Here is a 20,111-nt window from a genome sequence, read left to right on the forward strand (position 1 = left end):
TCCGGCTCCGGCTCCGACGACGCCGCAGCAGGCACCGGTGCCATCTCTCCCGTGACGGTGGCCGGGCGAGTGATGTCCCTGCGCGACCACGGCGGCGTCATCTTCGCCTCGCTACGTGACTGGAGCGGCGACCTCCAGGTGCTCTTGGACGCCGGTGGCGCTGGGCAGGAGTGCCTGGCCTCCTTCCGCCGCCTGGTGCGCATCGGTGACCAGGTGGCAGTCACGGGCGCGCCCGGGGCCTCGCGCAACGGGACCCCCAGCCTCGTGGCCTCCTCCTGGACCATGACCTCCAAGGCCCTGCGCCCGCTGCCGAACAAGCACCGCGGTCTGCAGGACCCGGAGATGCGCGTGCGTCAGCGTCACCTGGCCCTGATCATCTCATCCCGTGACCGCCGGATGCTCGTGGCCCGCTCCCACGCCATCCAGGCCGTGCGCTCCACGCTGCTGCAGCGCGGCTACCTGGAGGTCGAGACCCCGATGCTCCACCCGGTCCACGGTGGGGCGAACGCGCGGCCCTTCCGCACCCATATCAACGCCTACGACCTCGACCTCTACCTGCGCATCGCCCCGGAGCTCTACCTCAAGCGCCTCATGGTGGCCGGGGCTGACCGCGTCTTCGAGATCGGCCGGTCCTTCCGCAACGAGGGGGCGGACGCGACGCACAACCCCGAGTTCACCATGCTGGAGGCCTACCAGTCCTACGCGGACTACACCGTGATGAAGGAGGTCGTCCAGGACCTGGCCGTACACGCCGCGAAGGCGGCCCTGGGGACCACAGTCATCCGTGGCACCGTGGGCGGGGTCGTCCATGAGGTGGACCTGGCTGCTCCCTGGCGCACGGTAAGCGTGTGCGACGCCGTGGCCGAGCACCTGGGTGAGCCGGTGGACGCCAGCACGAGCCTGGGCACCCTCCAGGCTTTCGCGGACCGCCTCAACCTGGCCTACGACCCGGCCTGGGGCTGGGGCACGCTGGTCCAGCACCTGTACGAGCACCTGGCCGAGGGCACGACGGCGCAGCCCACCTTCTTCACCGACTTCCCGGCCGAGACCTCGCCGCTCACGCGCCCGCACCGCAGCCTGCCCCTGCTGGCGGAGCGCTGGGACCTCATCATCTTTGGTTCCGAGGTCGGCACTGCCTACTCCGAGCTGGTGGACCCGGTCCTCCAGCGCGAGCGGCTCACGGCCCAGTCCCTAGCCGCCGCGGGCGGCGACCCGGAGGCGATGGAACTGGACGAGGCCTTCCTCCAGGCCCTGGAGCAGGGCATGCCTCCCACCGGCGGCCTGGGGGTGGGCCTGGACCGCCTCGTCATGATGCTCACCGGCGCCTCGATCCGGGAGACCATCACCTTCCCTCTGGTCAGGCCCGGCAAGTGAGCGCACGACGTCGCACCGAGCCCCCGCAGGGGGCCTCGCCCGCTGGGACGGCCACGCCCGCACCCGGCAGCGCCCGTCCGCAACCCCACTCCCGGTTGCGGGCTCTCGCTCCGGCGCTGGCCATCAGCGTGCTCCTGACCTACAACACCTGGCTGGCCTGGCCGATCAACGGCAATCCCCGGATCCTGACGGGGTACCTGTCTGAGCTCGCAGCCTCCGACCAGCCCTACTTCTGGTTCTTCCGCACCGGCGACCTCATCTCTGCGCTGCTCTTCGCCGTCATCGCCTGGATCGGCAGGCGCGCCTGGCGTCCGTGGCTTGGGCCCTGGGCTCCTCGCCTGGCAGCAGCCCTGGCCGTGGTCGCAGCCGCCACGGCACTGGACTGCGTGGTCGCCCTGCCCTGCGCAGAGAGCCATGACGCCGTCTGCAAGGCGACGCCAAGCCTGGTCCGGGACCTGCACGCGGTGACGTCATCGACCGTGGGCCTGGCCTTCGTAGCCAGCTTCATCCTGGTACTGGCCGCCCTCCTGGGCCGCGGCGGCTGGTCGCGCGCCGCGCTGGTGGTGACCGTGGCCGGCACCGTCTCCGGCCTGCTCATGCTCGTCAGCGCCGTCGCCCCTTGGGTTTCCCCGGGTACCCAGGGCGCGGCCCAGGCGATCCAGGTCCTCATCTGCTCGGCGTGGGTGGCGTGGCTGGCCTGGCGGCTGGATGATGGGGCGCATGAGCGATAGCTGGCAGAGCTGGAAGACTGACGAACACGTCATCCGGTGGCGGCCTTCTCAGCCTCCTCACGGTGCCGCCCAGGCCACGGGCGCCGCAGGGACTGGTGAGCCCACCGCCCCCGCGGTGGCAGCGCACCCCGCTCCTTCCCCCGTGCTCCTGCTCAACGGCGCAGGCCTGGTCTCCGGAGGCTGGCGGGAAGTCTGGGAGAGGCTGAGGCAGGGCGAGATCATCACCGTGGACCGCCCCGGCTACCGCGGCACCACCCGACGCCGCCTGCCCACACTGCCGGGCGAGGTGCGGGTGCTGGCCAGGGTCCTCGACCGCCTGGGCACAGGACCGGTCACGGTCGCGGCCCACTCGATGGCAGCCTTCCAGGCCGAGGCCCTGGCGCGGCTGCGTCCGGACCTTGTCCGCGGCGTCGTCCTGGTGGACCCCTCGCTCCTGGTGTCCTCCGCCCGCCGGCCCCGGCTGGCGGGCCCCTTGTGGCAGGCGGCCCGCCACAGCCTGGCGCTGCGGCCGGTGCGCGAGTTGGCTCAGATGGGATTTCGCGCCGGGTTGCGTTCCCAGACCCACCGCCCGCAGGAGACGGGACGTCGCGAGTGGGAACGCACCTGGGACTCGCAGGCCGCACTGGCCGCCGGTGCGGCCGAGTGGCTGTCCTACGGCCAGCAGGCCGCTGCCCTGGACCAGCTGCGCCGGCGCCAGGACGCTCCGGCCGCCGCCTGCGCCGTCGTCCTCCAGGCTCCGCCCTACGCGAGCAGGGCGCAGGAGGAGGCGCTAGGCGAGGCCTTTGCCGCCGTCGAGCTCCGGCAGGTGCCGCACTCGCGCCACCTCATGATGCTGGACGCGCCCGAGCAGATCGTGGCGGCCATCCGGCAGATGAGCGAGCGATCCTGACGCCGGTGCCACCAGCGGGCTCAGGCCTGCTTGATCGCCTCGATCTCCAGGGTGATCGTGACCTTGTCACCCACGAGGACGCCGCCGGCCTCCAGCGCAGCGTTCCAGGTCAGCCCGAAGTCCTTGCGGGAGATAACCGTCGAGGCCTCGAAGGCAGCACGGTCGTTACCGAAGGGGTCCGTGGCGGCGCCCAGGAACTCGACCTCCAGGTCCACGGACTTCGTCACGCCGTGGATGGTGAGGTCACCGGTGAGGGTGAAGGACTCCTTGGAGCCGGACACGCCCGTGGTCGCGAAGGTCCACTCGGGGTAGGTCTCGACGTCGAAGAAGTCGGCCGAGCGCAGGTGGTTGTCACGGTCGTTGTTGCGGGTGTTGACCGAGGCCGCCTTGATGGTCGCGGAGGCGGTGGAGCCGGTGGGGGTGGAGTCGTCGGCGACCTCGATGGTGCCGTTGAACTCGTCAAACTGGCCGCGAGTCTTGCCGATGCCGGCGTGGCGGATGGTGAAGCCGAGGGTGGAGTGGTCAGCGTCGATGACGTAGGTGGTCATGAGTGCTCCTGTCGAGATGATGGGATCGAGGTCAGTGCAACCTCGATGTGGTTGATGATTAAATCTTAGCTTGCAGATGTTTCATCTTCAATCATTTCTCGCATGAAGGACGCCACACCCCCATCGAGCGCGAGTGTGCAGGTGCATCCATGGGTGTGCACCCGGCCGCTGCACACTGATGCACGTACGTGCACACTCAGGGGTGCGGGAGGGCACGCCCCCGTGATGAACTTCCCTTATGACGACGACGCCGCGCCAGCCAGCCCAGGCACACCCCTCCTCACAGGCCGATCCCGCCGCAGCCCTCCCGCCCCTGCCTGAGACCCCTGCCTGGCTGGACGAGGTCGAGGGTGAGCAGGCCCTGGAGTGGGTGCGCGAGCGCAACGAGGCCACCCGCGCCACCTACGAGGACGCCCCCGGCTTTGAGCAGCTGCGCGCCGACATCGAGGAGATCCTCGACTCCGCAGACAAGATCCCCGGCGTGGCCCTGGCCGCCGGCAAGCTCTACAACTTCTGGACAGACGCCGAGCACCCGCGCGGCCTGTGGCGCCGGACCACCTGGGAGTCCTACCGTGCCGGCGCCCCGCAGGCGGGCGGCACCACCCAGTGGGAGGTCTTGCTGGACCTGGACGCCCTGGGGCAGGCCGAGGGCGTGACCTGGGTGTGGCACGGCGCCAGCGTCCTGCGCACCGGCCCCCTGGCTGGCCGCCGCGCACTCATTGACCTGTCCGACGGCGGCTCGGACACGGACGTCACGCGCGAGCTTGACCTGGACACCTTGACCTTCATCGACCCGGCCGACGGCGGCTTCTACCGGTCCCCGTCCAAGGGCTCCATGACCTGGGCGGACGACGCCGGCCACAGCGTGCTCGTGACCACCGACTGGGGGCCAGACAGCCTCTCCAGCTCCGGCTACCCCCGCCAGGTGCGCCGCGCCCGCCGGGGCCAGGACCTGGCCGAGGCCGAGATCCTCCTGACCGCACCGCACGAGTCCATGGCGGTCAGCGCCTGGCGTGACCGCCGAGGCCGCACGTGGCTGAGCGAGCAGATGAGCTTCTACACCTCGCGCACCTGGCTGGTGGACGACGACGCCACCGCTCTGGCCGCTGAGCGCTCGGCTGAGCTGCTGGCGGCCACCGCCACCGTCAGCGCAGAGGGCACCCACCTCATCGAGGTCCCCGAGTCGGCTGAGGTCTCCGCCGCCTGGGACTACCTGCTCATCCACCTGCGCGAACCATGGACCCTGGGCGCCCAGACCTACCCCACCGGCAGTCTGCTCGCGGCGCCCCTGGCCGCCTGGCTCGACGGCGAGCGCCAGCTGACCGCACTGTTCACCCCGACCAGCTCAACCTTCCTGCAGGGGTGGACCGTCACCTCCCACCACCTGGTCCTCTCCCTGCTCGACGACGTCGTCGCCACCCTCCAGGTCCTCACTCCCCCGGCGTCGGGCGCGGGCGAGGAGACGAGCCAGGAGGGCTGGACCCAACAGGCCCTGGACCTTGCCGCCCTGGCTGCGCCGTCGGCCTCGATCCCAGGCGGATCAGGCGCCAACACGCCAGACCCGACCCTGCTGCGTCCGGGACGCACCCTGGTGGAGGTGTCAGCAGGCGCCGTCGACTCCCTGGACTCCGACGAGCTGTGGATGACGGTCTCCTCCTTCACTCAGCCAACCACCCTGGCCCTGGGAAGGCTGACCCCGGACGGCCGCCTGGACTCAGCCGAGGTCCTGCGGCAGGCACCACACCGCTACGACTCCTCCGGCGTCGTGGCCACCCAGCACGTGGCGGTCTCCGAGGACGGCACGCGCGTGCCCTACTTCCAGATCGGCAGGCCCGCAGACGGTCCGGCCCCCACGATCCTCTACGGCTACGGCGGCTTCGAGATCCCGATGGGCGTGGGCTACCTGGCCGTGACCGGCAAGGCCTGGCTGGAGCAGGGCGGCACCTACGTCATCGCCAATATCCGTGGCGGCGGGGAGTACGGACCGGCCTGGCACCGCGCCACCCTCAAGGAGGACCGGCACCGGGTCTACGAGGACTTTGCTGCCGTGGCCCGGGCCCTCGTTGAGCGTGGGGTGACGACTCCCGGCCGTCTAGCCGTTCACGGCGGCTCCAACGGAGGGCTGCTCGTGGGCAACATGCTCACCCAGTACCCCGAGCTCGTGGGAGCAGTGGTCTGCGAGGTACCGCTGCTGGACATGCAGCGCTACACCCACCTGCTGGCAGGGGCCTCGTGGGAGGCCGAGTACGGGGACCCGGACGACCCCGCCCAGTGGGAGTTCATCCGCACCTTCTCACCCTTCCACCTGCTGCGCCAGGGCGTGGACTACCCGCCGGTCCTGTTCGTCACCTCCACGCGCGACGACCGCGTCCACCCGGCGCACGCACGCACCATGGCCTATCGGATGCTCGCCATGGGGCAGGACGTCACCTACTTCGAGAACTCCGAAGGTGGGCACGGCCGGGCCTCAACTAACGCCCAGCGCGCCTGGGTCAACGCCCTCATCCACACCTTCGCGCGCGAGCAGCTGGGCTGATCAGGGCCGACGAGGACGGGCCGCGGCACTCAAGGTGCCGCGGCCCGCTGCGTTCCTGCTTGCATGACCGGCCATTTGGCTGGCCGAGCCTGCCTCTACCGGCGTCGGCTCAGGCGCACCAGGTCGGCGATCGTCAGGCCCAGCCCGATGACGCCGCAGGCTCCTGCGCCCAGCAGCATGACCCCGGCCGGCACGATCCGGTCGGTGTTGAGCGCCGGGCCGACGACGATCCCCTGGGTCCCGCTCGGGCAGGAGACCGTGTAGGCGCCTGACTCGGGCGCGGTAAGAGTGGCGTAGGGCAGGTCCTGGCCGATGGCCGTCACCTCCACCGCCTCACCGGAGGGGGCCGTGACGGAGCACTGCTCCGTGGAGACCGAGGCATCCGAGCTGTACAGGCCCACCGCCTGGCCCTGGTCGAGATAGACCTCGCCGGAGTCCGTGAGCACGGAACCGGTGGACAAGGACCCGTTGACCACTGTCAGCACGGCCCCCACCCCCAGCGCAATCGGGAGGACGATGAGCATGACCAGGCCGGTCACGAGCATCCCCCAGCGGCGCCGGCGCGGCTGGCGAGCCCCATCCTGCTGCCAGGACCAGCCACCAGCCGGAGGCTGCACGGATGGCACCTGCGCCCAGGACTCGCCAGGTCCACCCGGCCGCTGCCCGGTGTAGCTGTAGGGGTTGGAGTCCTCACCCCACCCTGGCCGCATTGAGGAAGGCGCGGCGGGTTCCGTCTCCTCCTCGCCGCGCAGGCCCGCGGCCTGCACAGGAGAGTCGAGCCCCTGCTCGCGCCGGATCTGCTCCAGCTCCTCAGGGCTGACCCGCTGACCGTAGCGAGGCTGGCCGTCGTCGTCGAGATAGGGGCTGCTAGCCATAGAAGTCCTCGGGTTCGATGCGGATGAGGGCCTGTTCCCTGGCGGGACGCGGAGAGCCAGCCCGGCGGCTGCGCCCGTAACGGGAGGGAAGGACCTGCACCTCGCCGTCGGCCGCCGCGGCGAAGACGCGCTCAACAGCAGCCTGGCGCGCACGCAGCAGGCGGTTGTCGTGCTCCAGGCGCTCGACCTGGCGCTCCAGCTCCAGGATCCGGCGGATCCCCTCCAGGTTGACGCCCTCCTGGCTCAGCGCCTGGACGCGGCGCAGACGCTCGACGTCCCGATAGGAGTAGCGCCGTCCCCGGCCCGAGGTGCGGGCCGGGGAGACCAGGCCCAGGCGGTCGTACTGACGCAGGGTCTGGGGGTGCATGCCGGCCAGGTCAGCCGCCACCGAGATGACGTAGACCGCCCTCTCGGCGGCGTCCTCGGCCAGGAACGCCAGGCCCTGACCCGTCCGGCGGCGGCTCACTTGCCGGCCTCCTCACGCAGCGTCTGACGGGGGTCGGTGTCCCCCATCGCCGCGTCGAAGGACTCCAGAGCGGCCTTGGCGTCCTTAGAGAGCTTGCGAGGCACCGCGACCTCGACCGTGACCAGAAGGTCGCCGGTGGTCTTGGCGGTCTTGATGCCCTTGCCGCGCAGACGCAGCACGGTGCCCGACTGCGTGCCGCCCTTGATCTTGACCTTGCTGCTTCCCCCGTCCAGCAACGGCACCTCGACCGTGGCTCCCAGCGCCGCCTCCTTGAGCGTGACCGGCAGGTCCATGCGCAGGTTCGCGCCGTCGATGGAGTAGACCGGGTGGCTCTCCACGCTCACGGTCACCACCATGTCCCCGTTCGGGCCGCCATTCATCCCGGGACGGCCCTTGCCACGCAGGCGGATCTTCTGGCCGTGGTGGACGCCGGCCGGGATGCGCACGCGCATCGTCTTGCCGTCGGCGCGCAACTCCACCTCGTCCCCAGCCACCGCCTGGCGGAAGCTGAGGGTGGCGTTGGTCAGCACGTCAGGCCCCTTGGCGGGCTCAGGCTGAGACTGGAAGCCTCCGAAGCCGAAGGGCCCGCGCGAGCGTCCGCCCCCGAAGGCCCCGCCCTGGGCACCGCCGAACATCCGCAGGATGTCCTCATAGTCCGCCTGCGAGGCACCGCCTCCTGAGGTCGAGAAGCGGACATTGCCGCCCCCGCCCCCGAACATGGAGGAGAAGATGTCCTCAAACCCGGCCCCGCCACCGGCGCCGCCGGAAGTGAAGCGCGGCCCGCCACCGGCCATGGCGCGGATGGCGTCGTACTGCTGGCGATCCTTCTCATCAGACAGGACCGCGTAGGCCTCGCCGATCTCCTTGAATTTCTCGGCCGCCGCCGCGTCATCCGGGTTGCGGTCCGGGTGGTACTTCTTAGCGAGCGTGCGGTAGGCCTTCTTGATGGTGGCGGCGTCGGCGTCCTTGGCGACGCCGAGGACCGCGTAGAAGTCCTTGCTCATCCAGTCCTGGCTGGCCATGGTTCACCGCCTCCTGTAGGTGGTAATCGTCTGTGTTCTCTCGTTGTGTGGTGGGTACCCCGCCGCGGCTGGAGCCCCGGCGGGCCGGTGGTGTCCGACGGCGGAGGCGACCGTGCGCTCGCAGGACGCCTCCGCCGTCGTCATGAAGCCAACGTCTCAGGCCGGGTTGGCGACCTGGACGCGGGCGGCGCGGACCACGCGCTCGCCCAGACGGTAGCCGGGCTGGAGGACGAGCTCGATCGTGGGCTCGGTGACCTCAGTGGACTCCACGGCCATGAGGGCCTCGTGAAGCATGGGGTCGAAGGCCTCACCCTTCTCGCCGAAGCGAACCAGACCGAACTTGTCCCCGAGGATCGACTCCAGCTTGCCTGCCGTGGTGGCGAAGGTGCCGGTGAGATCGCCGTGCTGGCGAGCCAGCTCGATCTCGTCCAGGACCGGGATCAGCGCCTCGACGACGCTGGCCTGGCCGGTCTCGCGGTGGCCCGCGGCCCCCTCGCGGGAGCGGCGCACAAAGCCCTGGTACTCCTGCTGGAGGTTGTACAGGTCAGCGCGCGCCCGGGCGAGGTCGTCGGCCGCCTTGGCAGCCTCCGCCTTGGCCTGGTCAAGCTCGCTCAGCGGCTCCTCCGCCGGCTGCTCGGCGTCGGCCTGGTCAGCCTCGGGGTCTACTCCCTCGAAGGCGGACTCCACGGCCTCGGCCAGCTCAGGGTCGATGCCCTGCTCGCCGTCGGGCGTCGGGGTCTGCTCGCTCACTTGTCGTCCTCGTCGTCAACGATCTCGGCGTCCACGATGTCCTCGTCCTGGGAGGTCGAGGTCGAGCCCTCGCCGGCAGGAGCCGAGGCAGCCGCAGCAGCCTGGGCCTGCTCGGAGGCGTAGAGGGCCTCACCGATCTTCTGGGCGACCGAGTTCAGCTTCTCCTGAGCAGCCTTGACGGGCTCGATGTCCTCACCCTCCAGGGCCTTCTTCAGCTCGTCGACCGCCCCCTGGACCTCGCTGGCCACGTCCTGCGGCAGCTTGTCCTTGTTGTCCTTGAGGAGCTTGTCGATGGAGTAGGCCTGCTGCTCGGCGGAGTTGCGGGTCTCTGCGTCCTCGCGACGCTTCTTGTCCTCCTCCGCGTGAGCCTCGGCCTCCTTGACCATGCGGTCGATGTCCTCCTTGGGCAGCGCGGAGCCGCCGGAGATGGTCATCGACTGCTCCTTGCCGGTACCGCGGTCCTTGGCGGAGACGTGGACGATGCCGTTGGCGTCGATGTCGAAGGAGACCTCGATCTGCGGCACGCCACGGGGGGCCGGGGCGATGCCGGTGAGCTCGAAGGTGCCCAGCGGCTTGTTGTCACGGGCGAACTCACGCTCACCCTGGTAGACCTGGATGAGCACGGAGGGCTGGTTGTCCTCGGCGGTAGAGAAGACCTCGCTGCGCTTGGTCGGGATAGCCGTGTTGCGCTCGATGAGCTTGGTCATCACGCCACCCTTGGTCTCGATGCCGAGGCTGAGGGGGGTGACGTCGATGAGGAGGACGTCCTTGCGGTCACCCTGGATGACACCGGCCTGCAGGCTCGCGCCCAGGGCCACGACCTCGTCAGGGTTGACGCCCTTGTTGGGCTCCTTGCCACCGGTCAGCTCGCGCACGACGTCGGAGACGGCGGGCATACGGGTCGAGCCACCCACGAGCACCACGTGGTCGATGTCGGCCAGGCTCACGCCGGCGTCCTTGATGACGTTGTGGAAAGGCACCTTGGTGCGCTCGAGCAGGTCAGCGGTCATCTCCTCGAAGTGGGAACGAGTCAGGCGCTCGTCGAGGTGGATGGGGCCGGACTCGCTCATGGACAGGTACTGCAGGTTGATATTGGTGCTGGTCGCGCTGGACAGCTCCTTCTTGGCCTGCTCAGCAGCGTCCTTGAGGCGCTGCATGGCGATCTTGTCCTTGGACAGGTCCACACCGGAGGAGTCCTTGACCTGCTTGACCAGCCAGTCGACGATGCGCGCGTCCCAGTCGTCACCGCCCAGGCGGTTGTCACCGTTGGTGGCACGCACCTGAATGGTGGAGAAGCCGTCCTCGTCCTTGCCGACCTCCAGCAGGGAGACGTCGAAGGTACCGCCACCCAGGTCGAAGACGAGGATGAGCTCATCCTCCTTGCCCTTGTCCAGGCCGTAGGCCAGAGCAGCAGCAGTGGGCTCGTTGACGATGCGGTCCACGGTCAGGCCCGCGATGGTGCCGGCCTCCTTGGTGGCCTGGCGCTCGGCGTCGTTGAAGTAGGCCGGGACGGTGATGACGGCGTTGGTGACGGGCTCACCCAGGTAGGCCTCGGCGTCGGCCTTGAGCTTGGCCAGGATGCGGGCGCTGATCTCCTGGGCGGTGTACTTCTTGTCGTCGATCTCGACGGTCCAGTCAGTACCCATGTGGCGCTTGACCGAGGAGATGGTGCGGTCAACGTTGGTGACCGCCTGGCGCTTGGCGACCTCACCAACGAGGACCTCGCCGGACTTGGAGAAGGCCACGACCGAGGGAGTGGTACGGCCACCCTCAGCGTTAGCGATGATGGTGGGCTCGCCACCCTCGAGGACGGCGATAGCAGAGTTGGTGGTTCCGAGGTCAATGCCGACGGCGCGTGCCATGTCTGGCTCCTTGCTGCTCCGCGGTGGAGCGGGTTGATGACGTTGAGCGGTATGCACTCAGGATCGTGGTTGAGTCGAGGCTTGTCAACCTTGCCGACCCGATTCTTGAGTCTGTATGGCTCAACTTTGATTCGCCTTGCGGCATTCCCGCTTCGTTCACGACAGTTAGGTGATTGCACTCACATACCAGGCGCTCCAGGCACAAGCGAACACTCATTGGGACGTGCTTCCACAACAAGCCAGCGCCATAGCCAATTGGGGCGTGCCTCCCCACGTCCGGGAGGCACGCCCCAATGAGCAAGGCACGTTCCAATCGGCGAAAGCCCGTCGCTTTAGGCGAACCGCCACCTTCAAGCAGCTCAGCACCTCAAGCCAACCGCAGCCTTCACACAGCTCAGGCCCGCCAGCACCCCAGCCTCAGGCAGCTCAGGCCCGCCAGCACCCCAGCCTCAGGCAGCTCAGGCCCGCCAGCGCCCCATCCTCAGCCGAGCCGGTCACACCCGAGCCGACTACGGCGCTTCGCCTCCTGCTCAGCCTGCGCCCGCTCCTTGTCCCCGCGGGCCCGCAGGCCAGCCAGCGCCAGGACGTTCGCGATAACGACGATCACCAGGAGCGTGATACCGAAGGCGACGCCGCTGGCCTCCCCCGTCAGACCAACAAGCGGACTCGCCAAGCCACCAGCGGCGAACTGGAAGAAGCCCAGCAGCGCCGAGCCCGTCCCCGCTCAGCGGCCGGTACGGTCGAGCGCGAGCGCCGGCAGGTTGCCAATGCTCATGCCCAGGCAGGCCACGTGCGCCAGGAAGAGGGCGACGACGCCCACCAGCAACGCAGTCGACGAGACCTCCTGCCGCAACATCGTCACGCAGACCAGGCAGAAGATGGCGTCGATAACCAGCTGGGCCACCAGACCCACCCGCACCTGCCGAGCGGGCGAGAACCGACGCACCTGAGTGGCTGCAGTACTGACTACCACCGAGATCATGAGGCCACCGGCAGCGAAAACGGCCGTATAGCTCGCCGTCGACATCCCGAGCACGTTCTTGAGCACGAAGGGTGCGGCGGACAGGTAAGCCATGAGGGTCGCGTAGACCAGGGCGTTGAGCGCGACGAGCCGGACGAAGACATGATCCCGCCCCAGGTGCCGCCCTCCCTGGACCAGCGCACCGAGCCCTCCAGTCGAGCGCTTGTCCGCAGGCAGGGTCTCGGGAACCCAGGCCAGCACCATGAGCACAAGGATCCCGGTGAAGCCGGCGACGACGCCGAGGATGCCACGCCAGCCGATGACGTCCACCAGCACCCCGCCCAGGATCGGAGCGGCGACGGGCGCCACGCCCTGAATCGCCATGACCAGGCCGAGCACCTGGGTCGCCGTGATGCCGCGAGAGCGGTCGGAGATCACCTGCTCCTTCGGCCCCGCCCTGGTCAAGGACGGCGCGGTCCTGGAGGGGATCGACGACGTCGAGGTCGACACCAACTTCGGCAACCACTCCATCCAGGGCTACCAGCCCCGCACGGCCCTGGGCTACCTGGAGGACAACCACTACGTCTTCGTCGTCGTCGACGGGCGAGACGAGGGCTACTCACGCGGCGTCACCATGACCGAGCTCGCGCAGATCATGACGGACCTGGGCTGCCAGTGCGCCTACAATCTCGACGGCGGCGGCTCCTCCGCCATGTACTTCAACGGCTCGATCATCAACCAGCCCTCCAACGGCGGCGAGCGCGCTACCTCGGACATCCTCTACATCGCGCAGGGGGCCTGAGATGACCACGGCGACGAAGCCGGACTCCGGCACCTACCCCACCCGCCGCAGGTGGCGCGACCCGTCGGCCTGCCGCGCGACTGCCCACCGCAGCCGGGGCCCACGCCTGGTCGTGCTCATCCCGGCCTACAAGCCAGACAATCGGCTTACAGTACTGGTGAGCACGCTGCGCCGCGACCTGGGCGGCTGCCAGGTGCTCGTCGTCGACGACGGCTCAGGACCTGAGTACAGCGAGGTCTTCGACGCCGCCCGCGAGCGGGGCGCCGTCGTCCTGGACTACCCGCGTAACGCCGGCAAGGGCCGGGCCCTGCGCACGGGACTGGCCTACGCGATGGAGCACTGGCCGGCCGCGGACGTGGTCTGTGCCGATGCCGACGGCCAGCACACGCCGTCGGACATCGCCGCGGTGGCCCGACGCGTGCACGCGACCGGGCACATGACCCTGGGCGTACGCGAGTTCACCGGCCCCGTGCCGCTGCGCAGCCGAATCGGCAACGACGTCACCGCGCTGCTCTTCCGCGGGGCCACGGGCTGGCGGCTGCGCGACACCCAGACCGGCCTGCGCGGCTATCCCGCCGGTGGATACGCCTGGATGCTCCAGGTGCCCGGCGACCGGTACGAGTACGAGCTCTCGGCCCTGCTGCGCGCTCACGAGCGAGGCGCCGGAGTGGAGGAGGTGGGCATCGCCACGGTGTACGAGCCGGGCAACACCTCCAGCCACTTCCGGCCCCTGGCCAACTCGGCTCGTATCTACGCCCCGCTGCTGCGCTTCACGGCGGCGAGCCTGGCCAGCTTCGCCGTCGACTACCTGGCGCTAGCGCTGGTGCACCTGTTGACCGGGAACCTGCTGGTCAGCGTGGTGACGGCCCGGATCATCTCTGGCACGGCGAACTTCTTTATGAACCGCCGCGTCTTCCGCGCCACGGGCGCCCTGGGGCGCACGGCCGCGCGCTACGTGGCCCTGGCGGTGGCCCTGGTGGCGGCCAGCTACGCCGGACTGTGGGCGACGACGTCGATCGGCCTGCCCCTGGTGCTGGCCAAGCCGGTGACGGACGTGGCCCTGTACCTGGCCAGCTACCGGATCCAGCACCGCGTGGTGTTCCGCGAGCGCGCCTGACGTCCGCGGCCACCGGTAGCCGCCTCGCCGGTTTCAAACCGCTCTCAGGCCGGGCGGTAGGTGAAGCTCTCCCACCCCAGGGCCTCGATGCGCTCAGCCAGGCGCTGGCACTGCGCGTCCCACCCGGCCGCGGTGACGGCGAAGTCACCGCTCGTGCCCTCGCTCCGCGCCTGCTGGAGGGCGTAGACCCGCGCCCCTCGCTCATGCACGTCCCGGGCGACGGCGTAGGCGTCCTCAGCCGTGACGTCGCCGGGCACGATCGTGGTGCGCACCTCGAACTCGGCCCCCGCGGCGACTAGTACCTCCAGGCTCGCCCACACCTTGGCGGCCGCGTTCGGCCTGCCGACAACCTGCTCGTAGTGCTCCGGCATCGCCTTGACGTCCAACCCCACCCAGTCCACGAGGCCGGCCTCAAGCAGATCCGCCAGGCGCCGCGGATAGGCTCCGGCCGTGTGCAGGCCGACGGCGAAGCCCAGCTCACGCACTTCGGCGGCGGCGTCGGCCAGCGCGTCCTGGCGCAGAGCCTCACCACCAGTGAGCACCACGCCGTCCAGCAGCCCACGACGCCGCCCCAGCAGCTCACGGACCTGGGACCAGGCCACGGTTCCCGGGGTGCGCACCGGGATGAGGTCACGGTTGTGACAGTAGAAGCAGTTCCACGGGCAGCCCTGGGTGAAGACCGTCGCGGTGAGGTGATCAGGCCAGTCGACCGTGGACATGGGCACGAGCCCAGCGATCTGGAGGCTGTCAGCCGGGCGCTCGTGGGCCGTCCTCGCTCCGGCCGCCCCCGCGGCGTCAGGTGAGGTGGCAGCGTCAGTCATGGCATCGCCGTCGTTCCGGCTGGGGCGGGAGGGCACGCTCCCGTCCCGCCCCAGCCGGTCACCAGCTCAGGCCGAGATGGCCGACAGCCGCGAGGTCGCCATCCCATGTCCCGCGGCCGCGGGCTCGGTGAACATGGTGCGCTCGGCGTACTCGCCCTTCTTACCGATGTTGAAGGACTGGACCGGCCGGAAGTAACCCATGACGCGGGTCCACACCTCGCAGGCCACCGGCTCCGCGTCAGGGTGAAGCTCCGCGCACTTGTCACAGGTGACGTGCTCGCCGGCGAGGTAGCCGTGAGTGGGGCAGATGGAGAAGGTCGGCGTGATGGTGATGTAGGGGGTACGGAAGGCAGTCAGGCTCCGGCGCACCAGCTCCTTGCAGACCTGAGGCGAGGAGACTCGCTCGTTCATGTACAGGTGCAGCACGGTGCCGCCGGTGTACTTGGTCTGCAGCTCCTCCTGCATCTCCTGAGCCTCGAAGGGGTCGTCGGTGTAGCCGACCGGAAGCTGGGAGGAGTTGGTGTAGTAGGGGTTGGACTCGGTGCCAGCCTGGAGGATCTCCGGGAAACGACGGCGGTCCTCCTTGGCGAAGCGGTAGGTCGTGCCCTCGGCGGGGGTGGCCTCCAGGTTGTAGAGGTGACCGGTGGCCTCCTGGAAGGAGACCATCATCTCGCGCACGTGATCGAGGATGCGCACGCACATGGCGTGGCCGCGCGGGTCGGTGATGTCGTAGGCGTCAGCGGTGAAGTTGCGGACCATCTCGTTCATGCCGTTGACGCCGATGGTGGAGAAGTGGTTGTCCAGCGTACCCAGCCAGCGCTTGGTGAAGGGGAACAGACCAGTGTCGATGTGGTGCTGGATGACGGTGCGCTTGAGCTCCAGGGTGTCACGGGCGATGCCGAGCAGCCGGTCAAGGGCAGTAATGAGGCCGGCCTCGTCACCGGCGTGGGTGTAACCCAGGCGCGCCATGTTGATCGTGACCACACCGACGCTGCCGGTCTGCTCGGCCGAGCCGAACAGGCCGTTGCCGCGCTTGAGCAGCTCGCGCAGGTCGAGCTGGAGGCGGCAGCACATCGAGCGGATCATGCCCGGATCGAGCTCAGAGTTGATGAAGTTCTGGAAGTAGGGCAGGCCGTACTTCGCGGTCATGGCGAACAGGAGGTCAGCGTTGCGCGACTCCCAGTCGAAGTCCTTGGTGATGTTGTAGGTGGGGATGGGGAAGGTGAAGACGCGACCGTCAGCGTCCCCCTCAGTCATGACCTCCATGAAGGCACGGTTGATCATGGCCATCTCCTCAGCGAGCTCGCCGTAGGTGAAGTCGCACAGCTCGTCACCCACGAGCGGGTACTCCTCGGCCAGGTCCGCGGGGCAAGTCCAGTCGAAGGTGAGGTTGGTGAAGGGCGTCTGGGTGCCCCAACGGGAGGGGACGTTGAGGTTGAAGATGAGCTCCTGCATGCACTGGCGCACCTGCTCGTAGGTCATCGAGTCCAGGCGGACAAAGGGCGCCATGTAGGTGTCGAAGGAACTGAAGGCCTGGGCGCCGGCCCACTCGTTCTGCAAGGTGCCTAGGAAGTTGACGATCTGGCCCACAGCGGAGGAGAAGTGACGCGGCGGGTTGCAGGCGATCTTGCCGGGGATGCCGTTAAAGCCCTGCTGCAGGAGGGACTTGAGTGACCAGCCGGCGCAGTAGCCGGAGAACATGTCCAAGTCGTGGATGTGCAGGTCGCCGCTGCGGTGGGCGTCGCCAGCCTCCTGGGAGTAGATCTGGGAGAGCCAGTAGTTGGCGATGACCTTGCCGGAGGTGTTGAGGATCATCCCGCCCAGGGAGTAGCCCTGGTTGGCGTTGGCGTTGACGCGCCAGTCCGAGCGGTCAAGGTACTCGGTGATGGTGGAAACGGCGTCGACCTGGGGACGCGAGCCATGGGCGACGGCGGAGTCGGCCGAGCCTCGGGCGATGAGCTCGGGGTGGGCCTCAGCCAGGTGCGCGGCAGTGGGGATCTGGGGGGTGTCAGACACGGTCTTCTCCATCGATGCGTCAGGTCGGCGGGGTGCCACCCGTCGGGTGTGACTGGCTGCCTCATTCGGCGGGGACGGCCAGCCGTACGCGACGGCGACATGGCCAGACCGTACCCCCGAATCACATTCGTGCAACACATCATCCGGTAGTTCTAGCCTTCTCCAACCACAATATGTTGTGGTTTCCCCGTAGGACTGGAGTCCCACGAGGGCGAGCAATCGGCGATATTCCCAACCCTTCCTCCACCCTCCCTTGGGGTGAGCGGTATCACTTTTTCGTCGGTTCGTCGGCGTGTTGCGCACTGCCCCAGCACACGCGAGCCCTCAAGCTCTAACTCTTACATTTTTAGAGTACTTAAGAGCTTGTGAGAGCAGCCCCATCGCCGCGAACCAGCTCTCCCCGCCACACCCGTCATGCATGGCCGCGCCTGCCGGCGCGTGCCCGCACACGGCCAGGCGCACCCGTCGCGGCCCTGAGGCACACTGTCCTGCGTGACCACTCCGCTACCGCACGCCCCTTCGCGCGACCTCACCGAGGTCCTGCAGATGGTGGGCGAGCGCGACGGTCGCCTCATCCACGTCGAGCGCACCCCCGCCCGCCCCGGCCGCCACGGCTCCTGGCCGGCGTGGGCCGACCCGGACCTCGTGACTGCCTACCAGCGCCTGGGCGTCAGCGCGCCGTGGATCCACCAGCAACAGGCCGCCGAGGCCCTGCACGCCGGTCGCCACACCGTCATCGCCACCGGGACAGGCTCGGGTAAGTCGCTCGCCGCCTGGCTGCCGGCCCTGTCTGATGTGCTTGCCGCCCAACGCGTCGAGGGCGGGCAGGAGTCCCGGATCTCCTCCTACGCTCGCCGTCCGAGCGTGCTCTACCTGTCCCCCACCAAGGCACTGTCAGCCGACCAGGCGGCCGCCCTCACACGCCTGGTCACCGAGCTCGAGGCGGCGCAGCGCCCAGCCAGCTCCTCCCACCAGCCCCTGCGCACGGTGCGGGTGGGGACCTGCGACGGCGACACCCCGCTGCCCGAGCGCGACTGGGCCCGCGCCCACGCTGACGTGGTCCTGACCAACCCTGACTTCCTGCACTTCTCCCTCCTGCCCGGCCACGAGCGATGGACACGGTTCCTACGCTCCCTGCGCTACGTCGTCGTCGACGAGTGCCACGCCTACCGAGGTCTGCTGGGAGCCCACGTCTCCCTCGTGCTGCGCAGACTGCTGCGGTTGGTCCTCCGACTGCGCCCCGAGGGCCCGGCTCCTGTGATCCTGTGCGCCTCAGCCACGGCCGCCGAGCCCGCGCTGACCGCAGCCCGTCTCATCGGCGTGCCGCCCGCCTCCCTCACTGCCGTCACACAGGACACCGCCCCGGCCGGAGAGCGGGTCCTCGCCCTGTGGCAACCGGCCCTGCGGGACCCGTGGTCCGCCTGGGAGGAGTCCGTCTCAGCACTGGCCCAGGCCACCGACTTCCCGGCCGCTGATCCGCTGCGGAGCACCCCCACCCAGGCATCCTCCGCCAAGGCACCCGAGCAGCCACACACCTGCGCCGTCGGCCCCGACACCGGTGATCCCACCGAGGACCCCTCGGCACGCCGTTCGGCCGTGGTGGAGGCCGCCGAGCTTCTCGTCGACCTCATGAGCGTGGGCGCCCGCGCACTGGTCTTTGTCCGCTCCCGCCGCAGCGCCGAGATCGTCGCCGAGCACGCCCGCCACACCCTGAGCCTCAGCCTGCCTGAGCTGGTGGGCACGGTGCGCGCCTACCGCGGCGGCTACCTGCCCGAGGAGCGCCGAGCGCTGGAGACGGACCTGCGGCGGGGGCGCCTACGCGCCCTGGCGACCACCAACGCCCTGGAGCTGGGCATCGACGTCACCGGACTGGACGCCGTCATCATCGCCGGCTGGCCCGGCACCCGGGTGAGCCTGGGCCAGCAGGCCGGGCGAGCCGGACGGGCGGGAAGCAGGGGGCTGGCAGTGCTCATCGCCAGCGACAACCCGCTGGACGCCTACCTGGTACACCATCCTGACGAGGTCTTCGCCGCCCCCGAGGCCACCGTCTTCGACCCGGCCAACCCCTATGTCCTGGCGCCGCACCTGTGCGCCGCCGCCTCGGAGTCCCCGCTGCGTGGGGAGGACCTGGAGCTCTTCGGTCTAGACGACGAGTCCTTCCTGGAGGACCTGGCCGCCCGGGGCGCGCTCCGACGGCGTCCCAGCGGCTGGTTCTGGAACACGAACCTTCCGGGGCGAGCCCAGGACCTGACCTCCCTGCGTGGGGACGGCCCGCCGGACGTGCCCGTGGTGGACGCCTCCACCGGGACCGTCGTGGGCACGGTCCCGGGGGCCTCAGCGGACTCCGCCGTCCACGAGGGGGCGGTCTATATCCACCAGGGCCGCACCTACGTCGTGGAGGAACTGAGCCAGGAGGCGGCCCTCGTCACCCAGAAGGCGGCGGTGGGCTACCGCACGAGGGCCAAGGAGTCCTCTTCCGTCCGCGTCATCGCCGAACGCGAGCACCAGGACTGGGGCCGGGGCATCACGTGGTCCGGGTCCGTGGAGGTCACGAGCCAGGTCGTCGGATACACCAAGCACGCGCTGCCTGGCATGGAGGTGGTCTCCCAGCACTCCCTGTCCATGCCTGAGCACGTGCTGCCCACGGCGGCGGTGTGGTGGACGGTCCCCGTCGAGGTAACGCAGGACGCTGGCCTGACCAGCGCGGACCTGCCCGGTGCCCTGCACGCCGCCGAGCACGCCTCGATCGGCATGCTCCCGCTGCTGGCCACCTGCGACCGCTGGGACATCGGCGGCCTGTCCATCGCCCTGCACCCCCAGACCATGAGCCCGACGGTGTTTGTCCATGACGGTCAGGCCGGCGGAGCCGGCTTCGCCGAGCACGGTTACCGCGCAGGACGCCACTGGCTGGAGGCCACGCTCGCCGTCATCGAGCAGTGCGGGTGCACGGCCGGATGCCCCTCCTGCGTCCAGTCACCCAAGTGCGGCAACAACAACGAGCCTCTGGACAAGGCTGGGGCGATCACCTTGCTGCGCCTGCTCCTGGCCGCCGCGCCCCGCGAGGCAGAAGCAGGCTGAGCGGCTACAACTGTCCAGGGCTGCGAGCCGGGCCAGCGCGGGCCGCACCGCGCGCGGACCGCGGCACGCCCAGCACGCTAGTGCTCACGCTGACCTGGACGACGACGTCCTCCCCCTCGATCAGGCAGGAGACCACCTGCGCCCTGTTGGCTCCGGCCACCTGGTGGGCCACCGCGCAGGGGTCTGCCGGCGCCAGGACCGAGGACAGCGCCGTCGCCCCGCCCAAGGCAGCCAGGTCCGCAGCCAGGCGGGCCCGGCCAGCT

Annotated in this window: 17 protein-coding genes and 1 pseudogene; 7 read left to right on the forward strand and 11 right to left on the reverse strand. The window is 69.6% G+C overall.

Annotated features, from left to right (window positions below):
* The 3 genes from lysX to HMPREF0058_RS00290 all read left to right on the forward strand — a co-directional run.
* On the forward strand, positions 1–1,374 hold a 1,374-nt coding region (lysX, locus tag HMPREF0058_RS00280), incomplete at its 5' end, for a bifunctional lysylphosphatidylglycerol synthetase/lysine--tRNA ligase LysX (protein ID WP_006547634.1).
* Positions 1,371–2,105 carry a DUF998 domain-containing protein gene (locus HMPREF0058_RS00285; protein WP_231550276.1) on the forward strand — a complete coding sequence of 245 codons (735 nt, stop codon included), beginning with the start codon at positions 1,371–1,373 and terminating at the stop codon, positions 2,103–2,105. The genes lysX and HMPREF0058_RS00285, both read left to right, overlap by 4 nt.
* Entirely contained in the window at positions 2,095–2,994 is a 900-nt protein-coding gene (locus HMPREF0058_RS00290) for an alpha/beta fold hydrolase (protein WP_034237324.1), read from the forward strand. The genes HMPREF0058_RS00285 and HMPREF0058_RS00290 overlap by 11 nt, the downstream gene beginning before the upstream one ends.
* A 20-nt stretch (positions 2,995–3,014) precedes the next feature.
* On the opposite strand, the gene HMPREF0058_RS00295 is transcribed toward HMPREF0058_RS00290, so the two are convergent.
* Positions 3,015–3,542 carry a YceI family protein gene (locus HMPREF0058_RS00295; protein WP_006547637.1) on the reverse strand — a complete coding sequence of 176 codons (528 nt, stop codon included), beginning with the start codon at positions 3,540–3,542 and terminating at the stop codon, positions 3,015–3,017.
* Between the two features lie 238 nt (positions 3,543–3,780).
* Here HMPREF0058_RS00295 and HMPREF0058_RS00300 point away from each other — a divergent pair, with 238 nt between their 5' ends.
* Positions 3,781–6,078, forward strand: a complete 2,298-nt coding sequence (locus HMPREF0058_RS00300; protein ID WP_006547638.1) for a prolyl oligopeptidase family serine peptidase — start codon at positions 3,781–3,783, stop codon at positions 6,076–6,078.
* Between the two features lie 95 nt (positions 6,079–6,173).
* Here the strand turns inward: HMPREF0058_RS00300 and HMPREF0058_RS00305 are convergent, their stop codons facing one another.
* From HMPREF0058_RS00305 to HMPREF0058_RS00330, 7 genes are all read right to left on the reverse strand, one after another.
* On the reverse strand, positions 6,174–6,953 hold the full coding sequence (locus HMPREF0058_RS00305) for a hypothetical protein (protein ID WP_006547639.1): 780 nt from the start codon (positions 6,951–6,953) through the stop codon (positions 6,174–6,176).
* Positions 6,946–7,419, reverse strand: coding sequence for a heat shock protein transcriptional repressor HspR (locus HMPREF0058_RS00310; RefSeq protein ID WP_006547640.1), 474 nt, complete (start codon positions 7,417–7,419; stop codon positions 6,946–6,948). The genes HMPREF0058_RS00305 and HMPREF0058_RS00310 overlap by 8 nt, the downstream gene beginning before the upstream one ends.
* On the reverse strand, positions 7,416–8,441 hold the full coding sequence (locus HMPREF0058_RS00315; RefSeq protein WP_006547641.1) for a DnaJ C-terminal domain-containing protein: 1,026 nt from the start codon (positions 8,439–8,441) through the stop codon (positions 7,416–7,418). The genes HMPREF0058_RS00310 and HMPREF0058_RS00315 overlap by 4 nt, the downstream gene beginning before the upstream one ends.
* Before the next feature lie 156 nt (positions 8,442–8,597).
* Positions 8,598–9,191, reverse strand: a complete 594-nt coding sequence (gene grpE / locus HMPREF0058_RS00320) for a nucleotide exchange factor GrpE (RefSeq protein WP_006547642.1) — start codon at positions 9,189–9,191, stop codon at positions 8,598–8,600.
* On the reverse strand, positions 9,188–11,053 hold the full coding sequence (gene dnaK, locus HMPREF0058_RS00325; protein ID WP_006547643.1) for a molecular chaperone DnaK: 1,866 nt from the start codon (positions 11,051–11,053) through the stop codon (positions 9,188–9,190). Before dnaK ends, grpE begins: the two co-directional genes overlap by 4 nt.
* 481 nt (positions 11,054–11,534) lie before the next feature.
* Positions 11,535–11,726 (reverse strand): hypothetical protein, encoded by a 192-nt coding sequence (locus HMPREF0058_RS13400; protein WP_006547645.1) that lies wholly within the window; start codon positions 11,724–11,726, stop codon positions 11,535–11,537.
* Positions 11,727–11,777: 51 nt separating this feature from the next.
* Positions 11,778–12,449 carry an MFS transporter gene (locus tag HMPREF0058_RS00330; RefSeq protein ID WP_316079725.1) on the reverse strand — a complete coding sequence of 224 codons (672 nt, stop codon included), beginning with the start codon at positions 12,447–12,449 and terminating at the stop codon, positions 11,778–11,780.
* A 1-nt stretch (position 12,450) separates the two neighbouring features.
* Between HMPREF0058_RS00330 and HMPREF0058_RS00335 the strand changes: the two are divergent.
* Both HMPREF0058_RS00335 and HMPREF0058_RS00340 read left to right on the forward strand, forming a co-directional pair.
* A pseudogene (locus HMPREF0058_RS00335) lies at positions 12,451–12,816 on the forward strand (phosphodiester glycosidase family protein); the annotation flags it as partial.
* A gap of 1 nt (position 12,817) precedes the next feature.
* The gene (locus HMPREF0058_RS00340; protein WP_006547648.1) at positions 12,818–13,933 is read left to right on the forward strand and encodes a bifunctional glycosyltransferase family 2/GtrA family protein; all 1,116 of its coding nucleotides are present in this window, start codon (positions 12,818–12,820) and stop codon (positions 13,931–13,933) included.
* 44 nt (positions 13,934–13,977) lie between these two features.
* On the opposite strand, the gene HMPREF0058_RS00345 is transcribed toward HMPREF0058_RS00340, so the two are convergent.
* On the reverse strand, positions 13,978–14,754 hold the full coding sequence (locus HMPREF0058_RS00345; protein WP_081449121.1) for an anaerobic ribonucleoside-triphosphate reductase activating protein: 777 nt from the start codon (positions 14,752–14,754) through the stop codon (positions 13,978–13,980).
* A 66-nt stretch (positions 14,755–14,820) separates the two neighbouring features.
* Positions 14,821–16,782, reverse strand: coding sequence for a ribonucleoside triphosphate reductase (locus HMPREF0058_RS00350; protein ID WP_006547650.1), 1,962 nt, complete (start codon positions 16,780–16,782; stop codon positions 14,821–14,823).
* A 534-nt stretch (positions 16,783–17,316) separates the two neighbouring features.
* Between HMPREF0058_RS00350 and HMPREF0058_RS00355 the strand changes: the two genes are divergently transcribed.
* Complete coding sequence (locus tag HMPREF0058_RS00355; protein WP_006547651.1) at positions 17,317–19,848, forward strand: DEAD/DEAH box helicase; 2,532 nt, start codon at positions 17,317–17,319, stop codon at positions 19,846–19,848.
* Between the two features lie 4 nt (positions 19,849–19,852).
* Here the strand turns inward: HMPREF0058_RS00355 and HMPREF0058_RS00360 are convergent.
* Positions 19,853–20,111, reverse strand: a 259-nt coding sequence (locus tag HMPREF0058_RS00360; RefSeq protein ID WP_040319559.1) for an Rv3654c family TadE-like protein, incomplete at its 5' end; no start/stop codon positions are given.

It is taken from the genome of Actinomyces urogenitalis DSM 15434 (assembly GCF_000159035.1).
GTDB lineage: Bacteria > Actinomycetota > Actinomycetes > Actinomycetales > Actinomycetaceae > Actinomyces > Actinomyces urogenitalis.